15 protein-coding genes are annotated in these 18,482 nt (G+C 58.1%); 4 read left to right on the top strand and 11 right to left on the bottom strand.

Annotation, left to right across the window (positions count from 1 at the left end; all coding sequences use genetic code 11):
* The first annotated feature begins 104 nt into the window (after window positions 1-104).
* On the top strand, window positions 105-1,262 hold the full coding sequence (locus BGIM_RS0103330; protein ID WP_020468379.1) for a thioredoxin family protein: 1,158 nt from the start codon (window positions 105-107) through the stop codon (window positions 1,260-1,262).
* Between the two features lie 12 nt (window positions 1,263-1,274).
* Here the strand turns inward: BGIM_RS0103330 and BGIM_RS0103325 are convergent, their stop codons facing one another.
* The 11 genes from BGIM_RS0103325 to ald all read right to left on the bottom strand — a co-directional run bounded on the left by BGIM_RS0103325 (window position 1,275) and on the right by ald (window position 15,405).
* The gene (locus BGIM_RS0103325) at window positions 1,275-2,723 is read right to left on the bottom strand and encodes a hypothetical protein (protein WP_020468378.1); all 1,449 of its coding nucleotides are present in this window, start codon (window positions 2,721-2,723) and stop codon (window positions 1,275-1,277) included.
* 9 nt (window positions 2,724-2,732) lie between these two features.
* On the bottom strand, window positions 2,733-3,551 hold the full coding sequence (locus BGIM_RS0103320; protein ID WP_020468377.1) for a 3'(2'),5'-bisphosphate nucleotidase CysQ family protein: 819 nt from the start codon (window positions 3,549-3,551) through the stop codon (window positions 2,733-2,735).
* Between the two features lie 13 nt (window positions 3,552-3,564).
* Window positions 3,565-5,874: an ABC transporter ATP-binding protein gene (locus BGIM_RS0103315; RefSeq protein ID WP_020468376.1), complete on the bottom strand. Its 2,310-nt coding sequence runs from the start codon at window positions 5,872-5,874 to the stop codon at window positions 3,565-3,567.
* 261 nt (window positions 5,875-6,135) lie between these two features.
* Window positions 6,136-7,368 (bottom strand): ABC transporter permease, encoded by a 1,233-nt coding sequence (locus tag BGIM_RS0103310; RefSeq protein ID WP_020468375.1) that lies wholly within the window; start codon window positions 7,366-7,368, stop codon window positions 6,136-6,138.
* A 44-nt stretch (window positions 7,369-7,412) separates the two neighbouring features.
* Window positions 7,413-8,264: an NAD(+)/NADH kinase gene (locus tag BGIM_RS0103305; RefSeq protein ID WP_020468374.1), complete on the bottom strand. Its 852-nt coding sequence runs from the start codon at window positions 8,262-8,264 to the stop codon at window positions 7,413-7,415.
* Window positions 8,265-8,287: 23 nt separating this feature from the next.
* Complete coding sequence (gene dxs / locus BGIM_RS0103300; RefSeq protein ID WP_020468373.1) at window positions 8,288-10,204, bottom strand: 1-deoxy-D-xylulose-5-phosphate synthase; 1,917 nt, start codon at window positions 10,202-10,204, stop codon at window positions 8,288-8,290.
* 37 nt (window positions 10,205-10,241) lie between these two features.
* Window positions 10,242-11,162: a polyprenyl synthetase family protein gene (locus BGIM_RS0103295; protein ID WP_020468372.1), complete on the bottom strand. Its 921-nt coding sequence runs from the start codon at window positions 11,160-11,162 to the stop codon at window positions 10,242-10,244.
* A gap of 155 nt (window positions 11,163-11,317) precedes the next feature.
* A complete protein-coding gene (xseB, locus tag BGIM_RS59725; RefSeq protein ID WP_020468371.1) occupies window positions 11,318-11,611 on the bottom strand; it encodes an exodeoxyribonuclease VII small subunit in 294 nt (97 codons plus the stop codon).
* Window positions 11,608-12,858, bottom strand: coding sequence for an exodeoxyribonuclease VII large subunit (xseA, locus tag BGIM_RS0103285; protein ID WP_020468370.1), 1,251 nt, complete (start codon window positions 12,856-12,858; stop codon window positions 11,608-11,610). Before xseA ends, xseB begins: the two co-directional genes overlap by 4 nt.
* Window positions 12,804-14,258 (bottom strand): ArnT family glycosyltransferase, encoded by a 1,455-nt coding sequence (locus BGIM_RS0103280; RefSeq protein WP_020468369.1) that lies wholly within the window; start codon window positions 14,256-14,258, stop codon window positions 12,804-12,806. The genes xseA and BGIM_RS0103280 overlap by 55 nt, the downstream gene beginning before the upstream one ends.
* Before the next feature lie 46 nt (window positions 14,259-14,304).
* Window positions 14,305-15,405, bottom strand: coding sequence for an alanine dehydrogenase (ald, locus tag BGIM_RS0103275; RefSeq protein WP_020468368.1), 1,101 nt, complete (start codon window positions 15,403-15,405; stop codon window positions 14,305-14,307).
* A gap of 93 nt (window positions 15,406-15,498) precedes the next feature.
* Here ald and BGIM_RS0103270 point away from each other — a divergent pair, with 93 nt between their 5' ends.
* The 3 genes from BGIM_RS0103270 (at window position 15,499) to trpA (ending at window position 18,462) form a co-directional block, all read left to right on the top strand.
* Window positions 15,499-16,389 carry a hypothetical protein gene (locus tag BGIM_RS0103270; protein ID WP_020468367.1) on the top strand — a complete coding sequence of 297 codons (891 nt, stop codon included), beginning with the start codon at window positions 15,499-15,501 and terminating at the stop codon, window positions 16,387-16,389.
* A 69-nt stretch (window positions 16,390-16,458) separates the two neighbouring features.
* Window positions 16,459-17,598: a ribosome small subunit-dependent GTPase A gene (gene rsgA, locus BGIM_RS0103265; protein WP_020468366.1), complete on the top strand. Its 1,140-nt coding sequence runs from the start codon at window positions 16,459-16,461 to the stop codon at window positions 17,596-17,598.
* A gap of 75 nt (window positions 17,599-17,673) precedes the next feature.
* Window positions 17,674-18,462 (top strand): tryptophan synthase subunit alpha, encoded by a 789-nt coding sequence (gene trpA, locus BGIM_RS0103260; RefSeq protein ID WP_020468365.1) that lies wholly within the window; start codon window positions 17,674-17,676, stop codon window positions 18,460-18,462.
* Window positions 18,463-18,482 lie beyond the last annotated feature (20 nt).

Genomic DNA, 18,482 nt, shown 5'->3' with positions numbered 1-18,482 from the left:
GAATCACGCGGCGACAGTCGGGGATTTCACAAACCCGGTGAACCCCTGCTTTCCCGCGAACGAGGACGATGGAGCGCGGAATCCCAACCCCACGAGGGCATCTGATGAGCCGACACTGGAAGACGACGACCGCCATCGCAGGGATGCTTGTTCTGTTGACCTGGAATTCCGCCCGGAGCGGCGAAAAGAATCAGGTGGAGTGGCGGGTCGATTACGACGCGGCTCGAAAGGAATCGACCGAGAAGGGGAAGCCTCTCTTCCTCGAATTCATGACAGAGGATTGTTTTCACTGTCGCCGGCTGGAGGCGGGACCGTTCAAGGATGAAGAAATCGTCACCCTGCTCAACGAACGGTTTATCCCCCTGCGGGTGGATGCGACCCGCTCGCCGAAGCTGGTGCAAGCCCTGCGGATTCAGGCGTACCCGACGATGATTATCGCGGCCACCGACGGGAAGATTGTGGGCTTTTTGGAAGGATTCTTGGAAGCGAAGCCCTTGGAGGAAAACCTCAAACGGTCGCTGGCAATCCAGACTCCCGATTGGATGGCAAGGGATTTTCAGGAAGCATCCAAGGCCATCGGCAATGGAGACTACGCCAAAGCCGTTTCACTGCTGAAGAACATCGGTGAAGATGGCAAGGACCGGCCGGTTCAGACGAAGGCGGCCCAAGTGCTTCAGGAAATCGAACAACAGGCAACCGGCCGACTGGTGCGGGTCAAACAACTTCAGGACAAGGGAAGCCACACGGAAGCGCTTGACCTCCTGACCGAACTGATGAGCCGATACGCCGGGACACAATCCGCGGCCGACGGGGCCAAGATGCTCACGGCCCTCGCCGAACGGCCGGAGAACCGCAACAACCACCGGGCCAGACGCGCTCAAGATTTGCTGGCCCAAGCCCGCGAGGCATACAAGGCCGAGAAGTTCCACGAATCGCTCGACCTGTGCGAGATTTTGGAGACAACCTACGTTGATTTGAAGGAAGGCAAGCAAGGAAAGGAACTCGCCGCCGAAATCCGTTCCAGCCCGGAGAAGCTGACGAAGGCGTGCGAAAACCTCAACGAACGACTGGCCACGATGTACGCGACCCTCGGCGAAACATGGATGAAAAAGGGAGAACGCGAACTAGCGGCGAACTGTTATGAGAAAGCCGTCCGAGCCGCCCCGGCATCGCTGATCGCCCGAGATTCCCAAGGGAAACTGGCCCAATTGCAAACCAAGCCCCCGGCGATCCCGGTCAACTTTGCGAAACCTGAAAAGTAACCTTGCCTTCTGTTACTTCCAAATATTCGCCGGGGCCGCCAACTCTGGAAACGGGGTGGCGGCCTTGACGCCATTTTGGATGCACTTTAAATGAGCGACCGTCGCGGCTTGGGCGAGACGGTCGTGTAGTCGCGAATCACTCACATCAGCCAGCGATTCCACACGGCCAAGTTCTTGCACGGTATAAGATGTGATTGGCGCGCCCAATTTGTCCGCTTCGTCAAGAATGCTGGTCACCATCCGTTGAACGGCTTTCTTCAACGTCGTGCGATCATCACCGGGCGGGGTGATTTCCAAGAGGTCGTTCGCGGCCCGCAAAATGATGAAGTGATAAACCGTCCGGGCATTATGCGGATCAATCCATCGCCCCCGCTCTGACTGACCGGGAGCGAGACCAAATTTCCACCTGGCCCAAGCGGCCTCCAGATACTTGGCCTCCTTGGTTTGCCGATACGCCTCGGCTAGCAACCGGACGGAAAAAGCGTTGTAGTTGAAATTCGCCACCGGCGGGTAGTCTTTCGCCCACTCGGCGGCTTTCAGGCCAGCCTTGGTCCACGCAGGATTCTTTAAAATGGCTCCAGCCCGCAACAGGGCAACGCCGCATTCCCCGGCATCGAACTGGCTGCCGCCGTCCGGGAAGGGGACGATTACCCAACCTTCTTCCAAATTGGCGATGCTTTGTTCAACCATTTGTTCGATCATCTCGCCTAAGCGAATATGCTTGCCGCGAAGGTCCGGGAATTTAAAAAAACCCTCTTCGGTTTGCAAGGCGACCATGCTCTCGCAGCATCCGGTGATGATTTTGTCGATGGTTTCCACCCGTTTGGGTTGATGCTTCTCCATCAACAGACGAAAGGCCGCGCAACCTTCCGCAATATTGGCGTAATCACGGGCCATCGTTCCCGGCAGTGGTTTTCCGGTTTGAAAGTGTTTGAGTTTCGCCTGCTCCGCATCGAGGATTCGGCCAAACAGATCGGCCAAGTCGGCGGGTTTGATGGGAATAATCTTCGGGTTCTCCCCCTTGCGGCGGATATCGGGGACACCGACCCGATCACCGAGCAATTTCTTGGTTTCCTCGACAACCGCCTGAATCTCCGCTGATTTGCCAGTCCTCATTGCCTCCGTCAGCTTTTTGTCGAGTTCGCCAAGCTGCTTCAATTCTTGATAGGTCATCCGGGCCACGGGCAAACCGGCCATCGTCTTGCCGCCCGAATCAAGCCCCACTTCCTTTTCCATGTCCCGCAACAGACGCTCGATCAGCGCGGCATCCTTGCGTTCGATGGCCCGCGTGACGGCATCGCGAGTGCTCAGCAATTCCTCTACCAAAAACGTTTTGTTCGTCTCGCGGGCCAATGACATTGCCTGCCGAAGACGGGCATCAATTTGTTCAACCGGAAGAGGTTCTTGTGCCCGGATCAATGATCCCGAACAAAGAAGCAACAGGCAAATTGAGGATCGCATGTGGGTGCATCATCCAAGGGAAACCGAACGAAGAGCCTTGATGGCGAGCGGATGGAGAACAGCATTGGCCGCGAGCAAGCCGCCGTTTTGGGCGAACTTCGGCTGGCCGTATTTCAACGGGGTTCCGTTGAATTCTGTCACGGTCCCCCCCGCTTCGGTCACCAGCAAATGACCGGCGCAAATGTCCCAATCAGCGAACTTGGCGTAGGTATTCACATACAGATCGCCATCGCCGCGCGCCACCATCGCCAATTTGACGCCGGCCGAATAGGTTTCCATCACCCGACGGGGTTGGACGGCCTCCACCGGAGGATTCGACCGTCCGGGTTTCGCATGGCTTTGAATCAATGTGCTGTCGGCCAAAACAGCCACACTGGTCACTCGGCAGGGTTGCGGTTCCCCGTCGCCGGTTTTCACCCAGCATCCGCCGCCGGCTGTCGCAAATGTGAATCGATCCAACGCCGACTCGGCCACCACCCCGACGACAATCTTTCCGCAATCCATCAGCCCGATCATTACGGAAAATTCGCCGTTCTTCATGACGAAGCCACGGGTGCCGTCGATGGGATCAACCACCCACACCCGGTCCCCGGTCGTCGGGGTGTGTTGCAACGTGGGGGTGTTTTCCTCGGCACAAAGGCGGTCGAGGGGGAATTGTCCCGACAGGAACTGGAGAATGATTTCCTGAGATTGTCGGTCGGCCTCGGTGCTGATGGACACCGGGGCATCCGGGATGGCTTGGAATTCCTCATAAGCCCCCCGAAGGTATTCGGAAGCCATCCGGGCGGCCTTCATGGCCGCTTCTAATTCAACGAGATACGGCTTCATCGCCCGCGCATGCCTAACTCGCCGCTTGATCGGCGAACGGATTGAACTCCAGATAGTATAGGTGGCGGTAGAGTTCGTTCTCGTTGATGAGTTCCCGGTGGTTCCCCTCGGCGATCACCTTCCCTTGATGCATCATGAAAATCCGATCGCAATCCCGCAAAGTGGACATGCGGTGAGGCAGGAAAATCACCGTGGTTCCCGGCAGCACACGCGCCAGCGTGTCGTCCAACAAATCCTTGGTGACCTCATCGAAATGTTCGGTGGGTTCTTCGATCACATACAGGCTCGGATCTCGCAGGATCGCCCGCGCGAGGGCAATACGGAACTGTTCGCCGGGCCGCAGGGAGTGCCCCAACTCCCCAATGGGAGTTTCATAACCATAAGGCAGTTTCTGGATGAATTGATGAGCGTGGGCGAGTTTCGCCGCCTCAATGATTTGGGGCAGCGGATAACTGGTATCCCCGCATCCGATGTTGTTCGCCACGGTATCGTTGAACACCAGATTATGTTGCAGCACCAGACCGATCTGCGTGCGAAGGGAATCCTGCGTGACCCATTTCACATCCCGCCCATCAATCTTGACCGACCCCTCGGCCGGATCGAGGAACCTCGGAATCAATGAGACAAGGGCAATCTGTTCATCAGGATTCGACCCCACAATGCCAATCCGCTGTCCGGCCCGGATTTTGATGCTCACCTGATCGAGCAGTTTGACGTTCGTTCCCGGTTGTTTCACGGAAACATCGGCAAACTCGATGGACTTGGCCACCCCCGGCAGGAACTCCGCATCCGGATAAGTAGCCACGTCTCCTTTTCGGTCGAGAAATTCGTAAACCTCGGCGGCCGAAGAGTGGCCGTGCTTCATGATCTTTCGCCCGCCGAAGAGTTTTCGCATTGGCTGGAAAATCCCGACAACCGACACAATCAAAACCGCGAGCCGAGGCAGGCTCAATCCATCGTTGAGCACCACCCGACCGGCCAGATAGATGAACGTGATCCCGGCGAGGCCGGAGAGGGTGTAAAGCAATGGCTTGGCGAGAGCCTCTCCTCGGGACCGCTTCAGGTGCGCGCTTGCATAGTCGGTCAGTTGACGTTCGATGCGGGCTTGGTTGAACAGTTCCATCAGGTAAAGCTTGACCAACCGGATGAGGCCAAGGCTTTCCAACAACAATGCGAGACGGTGCGTGGTCACCCGGTTGGCGCCGGAACCCTGGCGTCGGAACGCCGCCGTCATCTGGCCGGCGAACACCCAAATCAACCCGGCGAACAGAACGGAGGCAACCGCCAGCCAAAGATTGGCCACAAAAGCCAGCGCCAGCAGGACGATAATCAAAATGGCGGCGCGAATTTGCTGGGAAAGCCGGTAATACACGGCCTCGTGAACATCCTCAACCTGCTTGGTGAACAGGGTCACAGACTCTCGAACGGAATCCTCGCTGATCGTCATGGCCCCTTGCCGGGCGGTGTGATGATAGATCGACCGACGCAACCTCGTGACCACTTCCAGAGAGGCCACGGCCGCCGCATCCTTGAGCCAGACCAGCAGAATCCCCCGCAGGATGACGATGCTGGAGGCGGCGAAAAAGAGCGTCATCAGATACCCGGAATTGGGATGCTCGGCACTCCAAGTCCACGGAATGTAACGGGCAACAAGCGCGGACATCCGGCCAAGCGTGGTGCCCTGCTGATCGACGACCAGTCCCAACAGGCCGAACGGCCGTCGATCCTCTTCACCAAATCCCGGCATTTGGAGATCATTCGGGCTTTCCAAGGCGGGCATGTATTTGTCAGCGGCTGACTTGGAAACACGAGTCGCCAAAGCGTTCCGGACGCCCGCCTTCCAGCGGGCCTCATGTTCAATGGCCGCAAGACGACCCAAATCCCCGCTGATTTTGCGTCGGGCCGCCCAATCCTTTAGCGTGTCAGCCGTGGCCTCGGCCGGCAACGGAGGAATGTCATCGTCGGCGGCTTCCACAATCTGGCGATACTGCCGCCAGCGGAACTGCTGGTCGGGCGGGAGTTTATCCGGCTTTGCCGGGGGTGTTTCAAACTCCGGAAAACCAATGTCCCGGACGGCCTTTTCCCGCTGTTCTTCGGGGATCGTCCGCCAATGCTCGATGAAGTGCGATTGTTCGCGCGGAGACAATTGGGCAAAGTTGGGAATTCGTCCCCGGTTGACGATCAAGTCAACGAACAAGCCAAGGAGAATCACCAACAGGACGAAGAGCAGGCCGCTGACGAGACTGGAGACATAGATGGTCCACTTGTGAAAGCGAACATAATGCAACAGATCCCATGCACGGGAGAACGCATTGGTATCCACGAGCCACCTCCCGGACGCCGCCGGACAAGAATCGGATATTTTCAGTTTAGCCGACGAATCATCGCCTGAGTCGAGCGTTCGGCCGGATTACTTGCAATCTCATGTGTCTTGAGGTGACAGGCTCCATCCGAACAACCCAAACTTCCATCGGAACGGCCTTTTCGTGGCGTGCCGAATGCCATGAGGCCTTGGGCGACACTCTTTCCCATCGGAAGTGTCACCCAAGGCCTCGCGGCTGACCGACTCTTTCAATCCTAATGCTTACGCCAAGTCGCGGTCTTCAAAAAGCAACAAGCCGGAGAGAATGGCGACGGCCGTGTAGAGAACGGTGTAGGTCATCACCATCGTGACGAAACCAATAAAACTGCTCGTGGCCAGCGGGGTGTCCCGGATAATCGCCGGCCCCATGTCGAATGAGTCAAGGGCCGGAAACACCGCATTGAACAACTGTGCGATGAAACTCACCAGTTGCAATGCGGGGTTCCCCTCGTTTTCCGGTTTCTGGGTGACGTGGACCATGATGGGCGAGAGATTCCCGACGAGGAAAATCCCCAGGCAAATCACCAGATTCACGATGAACTGAACCCGCGTCGCCAGAGCCGTGCAGATCGCCAGCATAATCATCACCTGGCCGAACACCCGGAACAGGCCGATATGGTGGGCTGTCGTCTCGCCGAGCCACGTTCCCATGCCACGGGCAAAAGCCGAGCCTTCGGTGGTGGGAACGAGCCAATCCACCTTCGGAGCCATCCATTTGGCCACTTCCATCGGCATCGGGTCAATGGCATCATCAAGCGGGTCGAACCGGGGTTTGAAGTGCAACGCCCACGTCAGCACCCAACCGAGCAGCATGGTCATCGCCCAGCAGGCGAGCAAAATCCCAAGATACTTTCCGATGAAAAACTGACGCCGACTCACTGGCTTGCTGATGACGGTGATGGCCGTCCGGCCTTCGATTTCTTCGTTCACCGAGATACTAGCCGTCAAAAGACCAAACAACGCGGAGAAAAGCATCACGGCGTCGAATCCGACTTGTTTCATCAATTTGTAGTCATCCCCCAAGGTGAAATAGGGGATGAACGTGGAAACAATGATGAGCAGGGTGGCCAGTGCGAAAATCAACCAGAACATCGGCTGGCGAAGCGATTCCCGCAGGGCCGAGATGGCAACCGCCCCGCCTTTCGGCCAGACCAGCAAAATCGCCCGGGGGGCGAGAATGATGAAATCGAGAATCAGCTGTAGGTGGAAGAGGGCACCGAAGTATCGACCATAACGTTCTAGTTCGGTGAGTTCGCCGACTTGCCGGAGATACCAGCCAAGGACGACGGCCCCGACGACGGTTCCTCCGGCCAGATAGGAGAGGACGGTGGCGTCCGTGGCCCATTTTTTGAACGGCCGGCCGTCAAAGGCGACGAGCCAGGGAATTGCCACGATCACCTGGAGAACCACCAGGATGAGCGAGGCGAGAATCACATTCAAGAGCGGCGTTGTCATGTCTGGCGGATCGTCGCTTGGTTCGGGATATTCCTCATGATACGTTATGAAACCGGCGGGGGTTCGTGCCGGTAGTTTGGCGTGGTTCCCCAACGAAGTTTCCCGCGTAGCGTCTGATAATAAGTTTTTCCCGGCACTTTGACGAGTCGAAAGGAAACCGGGGCCTGTCGGACATGGATTACTTCGCCCGGTTGCAGGGGGCCGCAATCCTGCCCGTCCACCACGAGCCACGATCCGACGGGCTGCCGTAGTTTGATCGAGTAGGTTTTCTCGGCCGAATCCATGATCGGCCGGTTGGTCAGCGTGTGACCGCACACCGGCGTGATGACAAACGCCCGCATGTCCTGTTCCATGATCGGCCCGCCGGCGGACAGGGAATGGGCCGTGGACCCCACCGGTGTGCTGATAATCAACCCGTCTCCCATGAACCGGGAGACCGTTTCCCCGTTCACTGAAAGTTCCAAGTCGAGCATTTTGAACGGAGGACCGGACCGGATAAACACCTCGTTCAGCCCCAGATATTCTTGGGAAACCGAACCGCCCGTCCGCTGGCACACGAACATCAGGTGTTTGGTGATTCGGAAAGAATTGTCCAGCACTCCCGGCAATGCCTGAATGGCCTCATCGGGTGTAAGATCGGCCAGAAATCCAAGACGGCCGAGATTGACGGCCAAAACGGGAATTTGACGGTAACCCATTTGGCGGGCCGACCGGAGAATCGCCCCGTCGCCACCGAGGACAATGGCGACATCAGCCTCCACATCGGAGAGATCCCGGATTCGCGTGAGGTCACACAGGGCCACGGTCGATCCCAAGGATTCAACAGCCTGACAAAAACGCTCGGCGGTTTCGGCGACGCGAGGCTTCGTGCCATTCCCGAGGATGAGGAATCTCATGCGGCTAAGATATGGCCTCTGACTCAACCGACGGCACTGAATTCGCCTTCCGGTTCGCCTTTGGCGAGGGCCTTCCGCACCGCCCGGCACAAACCCTCCATGTCCAACCCGATTTCGGCGAACAATTCCGCGCGCTCGGCATGTTGAACATACTGGTCCGGCAACCCCAACCGGGTGACATGGCGAGTGTCCAAGCCTTCCGCATTGCAGGCTTCCAAAACGGCGCTGCCGAAGCCCCCTTCAAGCGTCCCTTCCTCGACCGTCAGCACAAACGGCATCTTTTCCACCAGCGGCAGGATGGTCTTTCGGTCCAGCGGCTTGCAGAAGCGGGCGTTGACGATGGTGAGATTGATCCCCTCATCCCGCAACAGGTGGGCGGCTTGCAAAGCGACGGTGACTTGCGTGCCAAAGACAATGATGGCCCCGTCGTCCCCTTCTTCGATCACTTCAGACTGGCCCAGCCGGATTGGCTCGAATTCCCGCTTGATCTCCTCCAAGACGGCTTTCGGATAACGGATGGAAGTTGGTGACGTTTGAGCCAAGGCGAAATCGAGCATCGGCTTGACATCGGCCTCGTCACCGGGTGCCATCACGATCATGTGCGGAAAAATCCGCATGTACGGGATGTCAAACACACCGTGATGGGTCGGACCATCCGGACCGGTCAGTCCGGCCCGGTCGAGCGTGAAGACGACCGGGAGATTTTGCAGAGAAACTTCCTGAAAAATCTGATCGAAGGAACGTTGGAGGAACGTGGAATAAATGTCCACGATAGGCTTCATGCCGGTTTTGGCCATTCCGGCCGCGAAGGCGACCGCGTGGCTTTCACAAATGCCCACGTCGAAAAAACGATCCGGAAACTCGGTGCGGACCGCTTCGAGTTTGTTCCCCTGACACATCGCGGCCGTCAACACGGTCACTTTGGGATCAGCCCGCATCGCCTCGGCGATGGCGGCGCTCACGGCGTCCGTGTAAGCCTTTGACCCGCCCTTTTTGGTTTCGATATTTGTGCGTTCCGGCCCCACTTTGGTAAAGACCGGCGGCGTGTGAAACATCACCGGGTCCGCGCTCGCCTGTGGGACGCCGTGGCCCTTTTCAGTGAACAAATGCAGCAACAGCGGCCCTTTTTGCCCCTTCAAATCCCGCAGGATTCGGAGCAAGTTCGGCAAATCGTGCCCGTCTACCGGCCCGAAGTAGCGGAAGCCCATTTCCTCGAAAAGCATCCCCTCCTTCAGGGAAGCCTTGAGACCATCCCGGACTTGTTCAAGCGCGGAATGAGCCAAATCTCCCAGCAGCGGGATCTTTGAGAGGAGATAGTTGATGCTTTTCTTCGAACCTTGATAAAGCGAGGTCATCCGGCATTGGTCGAGATATTGGGCGACACCGCCGGTTCGCGGGCAGATCGACATTTTGTTGTCGTTCAGGATCACCAAGACATCCTGATTCATCCCGGCGATGTTGTTCAGTGCCTCGAAAACGATCCCGGAGACAAAAGCCCCGTCCCCGATGACGGCGACCGAATGCTTGCCTGTGTTTCCTTGAAGATCATCGCCCGCCTTGAGGCCGGACACGGTGGAAACACTGGACCCGGCGTGACCGGTCATGAATAGGTCGTATTCGCTTTCCGTGGGATTCGGATAGCCCATCAACCCGCCCTTGGTGCGGATCGTGTCGAAATCTCGATATCGCCCGGTGATCAGTTTTTGCGGATAAATCTGGTGGCCGGTGTCCCAGATCAGCCGGTCGGAGCGAAAATCGAACACGGTGTGCAGAGCGAGGGTGAGTTCAACGACGCCAAGATTGCTGGCAAAGTGGGCGGGTCGCAGGCTGAGGACGCGAACCAACTCGTCGCGAATTTCCTGGGCCAACTCAAGAAGTTCCGGCTCCGAAAGTAATTGGAGATCCGCGGGGGATTCGATTCGGGACAACAGCTTGCTCATGAAACTCCCTCGGAAACGGTCAATCCATCGAGACCAATCACCGGTCGCGGTCAGTCACCAATCTCGCCAAGTCGATCAATGCGCGGGCCGCGTCGCCAAGCGGCCGAACAGCGGCGATGGCTTGCTCGTGCAATTCCCTCGCCCGTCGCCGGCTCTCGGCCACCCCCACCAAGCCGGGGAACGTCATTTTCCCCCGGTCGGCGTCCTTGCCCGTGCGTTTTCCCGTGTGTTCGGCGTTGCCTTCCACATCCAGCAAATCATCCGTCACTTGGAACGCCAGCCCGAACGCGCGGGCATATTCATCCAAAATCGGCAATACTTCGGCCAATCGTCCCGAATCTCGCTCAGTCAGGGCACTAAACGCTCCCAACCGAACACAGGAGCGGAACAAGGCTCCGGTCTTTCGCAAGTGGATGCCTTCCAGTTCCGCAAGGGTCCGGGGCATGTCCAAACCGCCGACACGGCCCTCGGCGGCCAAGTCTCTCACTTGGCCGTCCACCATTCCGGCGGCCCCGGCCCCTCGGGCCAACTCCACACAACTAACCGCTGCCGTCCGGGGTGGATAACCCTCGGCCAACACTTGAAATGCCCCGGTCAACAGGGCGTCTCCCGCCAGAATGGCCAGCGGCTCGCCATATTTCACATGACATGTCGGCAGCCCGCGCCGCAGGTCGTCATCGTCCATGGCCGGCAAATCATCGTGAATCAGCGAGTAAGTGTGAATCATTTCGACGGCACACCCGGCCGTCAGGGCATTTTCAATATCGCCTCCGCACGCTTCGGCGGCGAATACGGTGAGAATCGGGCGAAGTCGTTTGCCGGGGGCGAACAAACTGTGCGACATGGCTTCGAGGAGAATTGGAGAGGCCCCCGCCCCGATCAACTCAATCGCCTGCCGCAGAACAGTGTCCGACTGGTCGCGAATCGTTTTCAGCCGATCAACAATCGCGAGCGACAATTCGGAAACCCCGCATGGTATGGGCGGTCAATTACTCCCATGCATGATAGGTCTTCCCTCCGGTGGTTGTCTCACTTTTCGGGAGATTCAGTCGACTCACCGATCACTTTATAACGCAAAGCAATCCGCCCGGCAATCCCGAAACTTCTCTGATTTTATTCTGTTTTCCGAGTGCGTCGTTTTGGTTCCGGCATTGTCGCCTCCGTGGAACTGATGTGCACAAACGGCTTGAATTGGGGTTTGCCAGCGTCGTCGAGGCCCATGAGTTGGGTGATGCGGTCTTCGGCCGAGGCGAGTTGGCCGTAGCACGTTTTGATGAGGAAAACGCCCCGTTCATACTTCGTCAGGCTTTCCTCCAACGTGGTCGTGCCGTCTTCCAAGGCCCGCAGGATTTTCTCCAATTCGGTGATGGATTCCTCGAAGGCCGGCGGCTTGGGTTGATCGCTCATGGACGGTCGGTCTCCTGGGGTTGAATGCTTTCGACCCGGCTGATGATCTCCCCGGCCGCGACGCGGGTTCGCAATCGTTCTCCCACCGTCGCGTCCCCGGCGGCCCGCACCGGCAAACCGCGTTCGTTCAAGGTCAGGGAGTAGCCCCGCTTCAAGACTTGCAATGGGCTGAGAGATTCCAATTGGGCGGCTGTCGCCTCCATGCGTTGCCGGGCACGGTCAAGTTGTTGCCGGATGCCGCGATGAAGCCGGCTGCCGATGTCATCGAGTCGTTTTTCGGAGTCGCGGATTTGTTCCAACGGAAGCCGTAGCACCCGGCGATCAAGCGCGGAGGCCAGCCGTTCGCGGGCCAATTCCACCCGGCGAACCAGCATGGCTTTCAGCCGATTTTCCCGGTCTTGCAGCCCGGCGAGCAGTTCGTCTCGATCCGGTGTTAGATCTGTGATGGCGTGGCTCGGCGTCAATGCCCGGTGATCGGCCACCAGATCGGCGATGGTCACATCGATTTCGTGACCCACGGCACTAATGACGGGCAGAGCCGACATCACGATGGCCTCGGCCACCATTTCTTCGTTAAAGCTCCAGAGATCTTCGAGACTGCCGCCACCGCGACCGACGATGATCGCATCCAGAGCCACATCGCCGCGTCTGTGAAGATGGTTCACTGTCCGCAAGGCCTTGGCGATTTCCTCAGCCGATCCTTCCCCCTGAACACGTACCGGCAACACCAGCACACGGGCGACCGGCCAGCGTCGGGCAAGCAGTTCCAGCATGTCGCGGATGGCGGCCCCGGTGGCACTGGTGATGATTGCAATCGACCGGGGAAACACTGGCAGTGGCTTTTTGCGGGCCGGGTCAAAATAGCCTTTAGCCGCCAGTTTTTCCTTGAGCTGTTGCAGGGCCAGTTCGAGTGTGCCAATGCCTTTGGGGCTAAGTTCCTCGATGGCCAGTTGGTACTCGCCACGGGGTTCGTACACGGTGAGGCGACCGCGAGCCTGCACTTCCATGCCGTCTTTCGGGTCGAACCGCAACCGCAGGGCGACCCCACGATAGATGACTCCCCGGAGCGAGGCTTTGTCGTCCTTCATTGTCAAATAAATGTGCCCGGAGGCCGGGCGGGCGACGTTGGAAAGTTCGCCGGTCACCCACACCGAGGAAAAGCCCTCTTCAATTCGGCTGCGGATTTCGCGTGTTAGCGAGGAGACGGTGTGGAGTTCTGTGCTAGCGGGGGGATCAAAAAGGGACATGCCGCCATCTCCGGGGAATCATCACGAACCAGATAGATCGCCGCCCCCTGCTGGTCAAGGAGCCGGGCCACCAAATGCCGGTCAGGCTTCGCCGCCACCGCCTGCCATTCGGCTTCCATGAGCAACGCCCACGGGGATTGCGCCCCCCGGTTCTGCGTCACCGGACGGCCGTAGTAGAACAGGATACCCTCGTCCTTCAACTTGTCGATGGTCAAATGTTCACCAGCCGGGACCAATCCGGCAAGTTCCCGGCCGGTTTCGTGGGCATTGCGGTTGGCAACGCGGTCGGGTTGAATCACTTCGGTGAACACTCCCTTCGCCGCCAGCCAGGCAATCAATGGAGCGATGAACACCGCTTGCCGCCAGCGGACGGTCGGGCGATTCTCAAACCACTTCACCCACCAAAGCCCGCCGAGAAGTCCAAACGCCGGGATCATCGGCAGAAGATACCGCACGTTGTGTTGGGCGGGCAGGGACCAGAACAACAGATTCGGCCAGATCCAACAATGCCCGAGCAACACCAATGAATGTTCTGATTCGGAAAGCCGATCCCGGAAACTCCGGCGAAGAGTGAGCATCACCGCCAACGCCGACAGTGTGTTTGAGGCCAACACCAACAGCGGGAAGGTAATCGCTTCCAGCCACGGGTAGGGTTTCCCGCGACGCCCCGGAGCGAAACGCTGGGCGGCTTCGTTGCCGATGGTTTCCCGCAGAGTCTGCCAGCCAATCTCTTGAGTGGCCAGAAACGCCCAACCCGCCACAAGAACTGTGGCGATCAGGGCGGCTGTCAGATGCCGCCAGGAGAACAGAACATTCCAACGACGTTGAATCACCAGAAACGGAATGACCGTCAGGTAAAAGAACGCCGGGGCGGTCCACTTGGTGAGCAATCCTCCTGCGACGCAGAAGAGGGCGGCGACCCACCAGCCAAACGACGGGCGTCGCTGTTCTTCCCGCAAAAACGCCCGGTGAAAGGCGATGAGCGACCATGTCACCCAACCGAGTTGGAGCATGTCGATTTCAGCGCTTGGGGCCTTGTCCAGCCACAGAAACGAAACGGGCAGGAATATGGCCATCCAAAAGGCCCGTTGTTCGCCGATCAACCCGCGAAGGTGCCAGAATAGAAATAAAACCGTGAGAAGTGCCGCGATGGCCGAGGGGAGCCGGGCCGACACTTCGGTGACTTCCCCGGCGGGAATGCTACACAGGGCGATGGCGACATAAGCGCCGGGCGGTTTGGTGACGAACGGTTGTCCGTAAAGCGTGGGCACAAGCCATTGCCCGGCCAGCGTTTCTTGGGCGATCTTGGCCCGGAGGGCTTCCGTGCGGTAAAGCGGCCCGCTCAGGCCATAGCCGAACAGCAGGACGCCCCAAACAAACAACACACCAACCCGAACCATGTGGTTGCCTCCCTGCAAGCCACGAGCGACTCTGATCAGATCACTCTCATAAAGCGTGAACTTCCAAACCATACGTCTCGGCGACCGCCACATTGGTTATCTTGCCATTCTTGATGTTGACGCCCAAACCGAGGCCGGGATTGTCCTTGCAAGCCTTGTCCGGTCCCTTGTTGGCGAGTTGCAACACATAAGGCAAGGTCACGTTTGTCAAAGCGTAAGTGCTTGTCCGGCCAACGGCTCCCGGCATGTTGGTCACGCAATAGTGGAGAATATCGTCCACGATATAGGTGGGGTTCGCGTGAGTCGTCGGCCGGGAGGTTTCGATGCAGCCTCCCTGATCGATGGCCACGTCGATGATGACGGCGCGGGGCGGCATCACATGGAGGTCTTCCCGCTTCACCAGCATGGGGGTCTTCGCCCCCGGAATCAGCACGGCCCCAATCACCAAATCAGCCCGCGAGATACATTCCAAGATCGTGTGGCGGTCACTGAACAACGTGGTCACATTCGGCGGCATGACGTCGTCGAGATATCGCAAGCGATCAAGGTTAATATCCAGAATGAAGACATTCGCCCCCAACCCGGCGGCGATCTTGGCGGCATTGGCCCCGACGATGCCGCCGCCCAGCACGGCCACCGTCGCGGGGGCGACACCCGGCACCCCGGAGAGCAAAATGCCCCGGCCCTGTTGTGGCCGTTCCAGATATTTCGCCCCTTCTTGAATACTCATCCGGCCGGCCACTTCGCTCATCGGCGTGAGCAACGGCAGATTGCCGCGGGCATCTTTGATCGTCTCGTAGGCCACCGCCGTGACGCCGGAATTCATCACGGTTCGTGTCAATTGTTCGTCGGCGGCGAAGTGGAAATAGGTGAAAATCGTCTGACCGGCCCGCATCAACGGCCATTCCTCGGCCAACGGTTCCTTGACCTTAACGATGAGGTCGGCCTCTTCCCAAATCGTGGCTTTGTCCGGGACAATCTCTGCACCGGAGGCGGCATAGCGTTCATCAGCGATTCCACTCCCCTGCCCCGCCCCGGTTTGAATCAGCACCCGGTGCCCGGCTTTTCTCAATTCTTCGACACCGATGGGGAGCATCGACACCCGATATTCGTCTGACTTTACTTCTCGCGGCACGCCAACAATCATGATTCACCTGTTCCCTTGCCCCGGACTTTGGGGTATTGTTGAATGAACTGGGCAAGCAAATCAAGATCAACTCCCGCGAAAGCTCCGTGTCTCATGCCATCCCGCCCCATCATCGCACTGATTCTTCTTGGCTGGCTGGCCACCATCGGTTGGGTGGCTTATGACCGCTGGCTCCCCTGGCTTCGCCCGTCCGAGCAACCGGCTTTCGTCCTTGATTTGGCCGACGAGGTCGCTCCCCAAAACGCGATTTGGACGCTTTATCGCAAAGACCAAAGGATCGGCGGCGCCGAGACACGCATTGCCCCGTTGAAGGACGGCACGTTTGAAATGACCCACCGACTTCGGGAAACAGAGATCAAAGTTTCGCTGATGACCGTGAAAATCAACAACTTCGTGACAACGAAGGTCGTCAACCATGACGGCGAATTAATTCGATTAAGCGCGGTGGCCAAAGTAGATTTCAAGGCCCTCGGCACAACCTTCAAGGTAGACACCAAATTGAACGGCACGGTAGTCGGCAACACTCTGGAGGCCACTTGCGATTTCGATTCGGACTTGGGAAAAGCCACCGAAAAGCTCGATCCGATCCCCCTGACGAGCAAACGGGCTGAGTCGCCGCTCCAGCCATTACATCGTTTCCCGGAACTTCGGCCGGGCCAGACGTGGCGGGAAGCCAATATCGACCCGGTTAACGAGGCCCTGAACACGGCCATCGAACGGGTGGTCAACCGCAAAATCGCCGAGCAATTCGGCGGAAGGCTCCCCTTCAAACTGCCAACGGCCAAAACCCCAAGAGAATTACTGGCTGAAGTCCAAGCGGAACCGGAAACGATCACACACCGTGACAAGAGTTATGTGTGTCATGTGATCGTCTACAAGGCCGAGGGATTCTTGGTGAAAACATGGGTGCAGATCGAAGACGGCAAGGTGATCCGGCAGGAAGCCAGTTTGATGGATGACAAGTTGATGCTGCAACGGGAATGATGAATCTTGGAATTAGCAATCCCGCCCCGTCCTGTTGCGTGTTTTCGACCTTGGGTTTATCCTTAACTCATGGCGAAAAAGAAAACCCGTGTCGATCTTCGCAAGAACCGCGCCAAGCCGCCGCGTGAAAACACATGGACCAGCGGGTTCCGCGAGCATGGCTACGAGGAAGACGCCACAGTTGCCGACGAACGGGTCCGAGCCAAAGGGGACATTTCCCGCAAGCGAACCATCATCGAAGAAGTGCCGGACAATCCCGGCGAGCAAACTCAAACGACGTTGATGCCCGCCATCGACGAATCGGTTTGCCTTCAGGGCCGGGTGATTCGGATTCACGGCTTGCAAAGCATCGTTGAGGCGAAGGACGGCCGGATTTTCAAATGTTCCGTCCGCGGATTGCTCAAAAACCTGCAAACGGACGAGCGCAGTGTTGTCACAACCGGGGACCGGGTTTGGTTTCTCGTTTCCGGCGGGGACGAAGGCGTCATCGAACGGGTGGAACCTCGTTTCGGCGTCCTCACGCGGGAATCACGCCGCCGGGAGCATGTGTTGGTGGCCAATGTCGATCAGTTGGTGATCGTCATGTCTTTGGTTGAACCAGACCTCAAACCGCACCTGATTGATCGTTATCTGGCGAGCGCCCAGACGGGCAAACTCGCCCCCATCCTTTGCCTGAACAAAGCCGATTTGGTGGAACACGCCAATTTGCAATCGATGATCGGCTCTTACGCCCAGTTGGGGATTCCCACCCTGCTCACTTCTGTGCGGACGGGTCAGGGCATCCCGCAACTCCGGGAATTGCTGGCCGACCGTTCGACGGTGTTTTCCGGCCAGAGCGGCGTGGGCAAGTCTTCTCTGCTGAACGCGATTCAACCTGGCCTCGCGCTGCGGGTCAGCACGGTTAGCGACGTGAACCAAAAGGGACGCCACACCACCACGACGGCCGAGCTAATCCGTTTGGAAACCGGCGGTTGGGTAGTGGATACTCCCGGCGTGCGACAATTACAACTGTGGGACATCCGGCCGGAGGAAATCGAAGGGTTTTTCCCCGAGTTTCGGGCGTTTGTTCCGGGTTGTTCGTTCCCGGATTGCACCCACACCCACGAAGCCGGTTGTGCGATCAAACGGGCGGTCGTCCGTCGTCAAATAAGTGTCAGAAGGTTCCATAGTTACATCGGCATGCGCAATGGAATGGCTGAAACAGCCTGACGTCGCGCGATCAAGCATCATTTCGTGTTGAAAGACACGCTGTCCGGCTGACGGAAACTCCGATAAACCATTCGGATGAATGCCGTCGATAATCTCTTCAAACAATTGCGGGCCGAACGTCGTCGGGCGTTCATTCCTTTCCTCACCGCCGGTGATCCGGACATTCGGGCGACGGTGGAACTCATCCGCTCCGTTGCCGATGCCGGGGCCGACCTGATCGAGATTGGTTTCCCGTTCAGCGATCCCATCGCGGACGGCCCGGTGATCCAAGCCTCTTATACCCGTGCGTTGAACCAAGGGTTGAAGGTTCAACAGGTGTTCGATGCCATTTCGGAAGCCGTCAAAACGCCGGGTTTCAAGCCGCCGGTCGTCGGAATGGTTTCCTACTCACTCATCCACCGCCGGGGACCGAAAGAGTTTCTGGACGCCGCGAAACTGGCGGGGCTGAGCGGGCTGATTGTTCCTGATCTCGTTGCCGATGAGGCAGATGCGTTTGCGGACCTATGCCGGGCCGCCGACATGAAACTCATTCTGCTGGTCACCCCGACGACCTCCCCGGAACGGGCGAAACACATTGTCTCTCTTTGCTCCGGTTTCGTGTACTGTGTGAGCGTGGTCGGCATCACCGGAGAGCGTGACAAGTTGCCGGAACAGTTGACCACCCAACTGGCCCAATTGCGAAAGATGACCGATCTGCCGTTGTGCGTCGGTTTTGGCGTGAGCCGCCCGGATCATGTCGTCCATTTGAAGGAAATCGCCGATGGCGTGATCGTCGGCAGTGCGTTGGTGAAGAAGATGGAACAGGGGGGAATTCCGGCGGTCGCCCAATTGGTCCGGGAATTGATTGCCCCGCTCAAAGTCTGATCTTCGGCCCTTTCACTTCA

The sequence above is a fragment of the Zavarzinella formosa DSM 19928 genome (genome assembly GCF_000255705.1).
Taxonomy (GTDB): domain Bacteria; phylum Planctomycetota; class Planctomycetia; order Gemmatales; family Gemmataceae; genus Zavarzinella; species Zavarzinella formosa.
Note: the sequence above shows the minus strand (reverse complement) of the source record. Positions and strands in the feature narration are given on the sequence as shown.

Bases quoted from the DNA above. Each gene is read 5' to 3' on its own strand.
- BGIM_RS0103330 (WP_020468379.1), top strand. From the start codon at position 105: ATGAGCCGACACTGGAAGACGACGACCGCCATCGCAGGGATGCTTGTT.
- BGIM_RS0103325 (WP_020468378.1), bottom strand. From the start codon at position 2,723: ATGCGATCCTCAATTTGCCTGTTGCTTCTTTGTTCGGGATCATTGATC.
- BGIM_RS0103320 (WP_020468377.1), bottom strand. From the start codon at position 3,551: ATGAAGCCGTATCTCGTTGAATTAGAAGCGGCCATGAAGGCCGCCCGG.
- BGIM_RS0103310 (WP_020468375.1), bottom strand. From the start codon at position 7,368: ATGACAACGCCGCTCTTGAATGTGATTCTCGCCTCGCTCATCCTGGTG.
- BGIM_RS0103305 (WP_020468374.1), bottom strand. From the start codon at position 8,264: ATGAGATTCCTCATCCTCGGGAATGGCACGAAGCCTCGCGTCGCCGAA.
- dxs (WP_020468373.1), bottom strand. From the start codon at position 10,204: ATGAGCAAGCTGTTGTCCCGAATCGAATCCCCCGCGGATCTCCAATTA.
- xseB (WP_020468371.1), bottom strand. From the start codon at position 11,611: ATGAGCGATCAACCCAAGCCGCCGGCCTTCGAGGAATCCATCACCGAA.
- xseA (WP_020468370.1), bottom strand. From the start codon at position 12,858: ATGTCCCTTTTTGATCCCCCCGCTAGCACAGAACTCCACACCGTCTCC.
- BGIM_RS0103280 (WP_020468369.1), bottom strand. From the start codon at position 14,258: ATGGTTCGGGTTGGTGTGTTGTTTGTTTGGGGCGTCCTGCTGTTCGGC.
- ald (WP_020468368.1), bottom strand. From the start codon at position 15,405: ATGATTGTTGGCGTGCCGCGAGAAGTAAAGTCAGACGAATATCGGGTG.
- BGIM_RS0103270 (WP_020468367.1), top strand. From the start codon at position 15,499: ATGCCATCCCGCCCCATCATCGCACTGATTCTTCTTGGCTGGCTGGCC.
- rsgA (WP_020468366.1), top strand. From the start codon at position 16,459: ATGGCGAAAAAGAAAACCCGTGTCGATCTTCGCAAGAACCGCGCCAAG.
- trpA (WP_020468365.1), top strand. From the start codon at position 17,674: ATGAATGCCGTCGATAATCTCTTCAAACAATTGCGGGCCGAACGTCGT.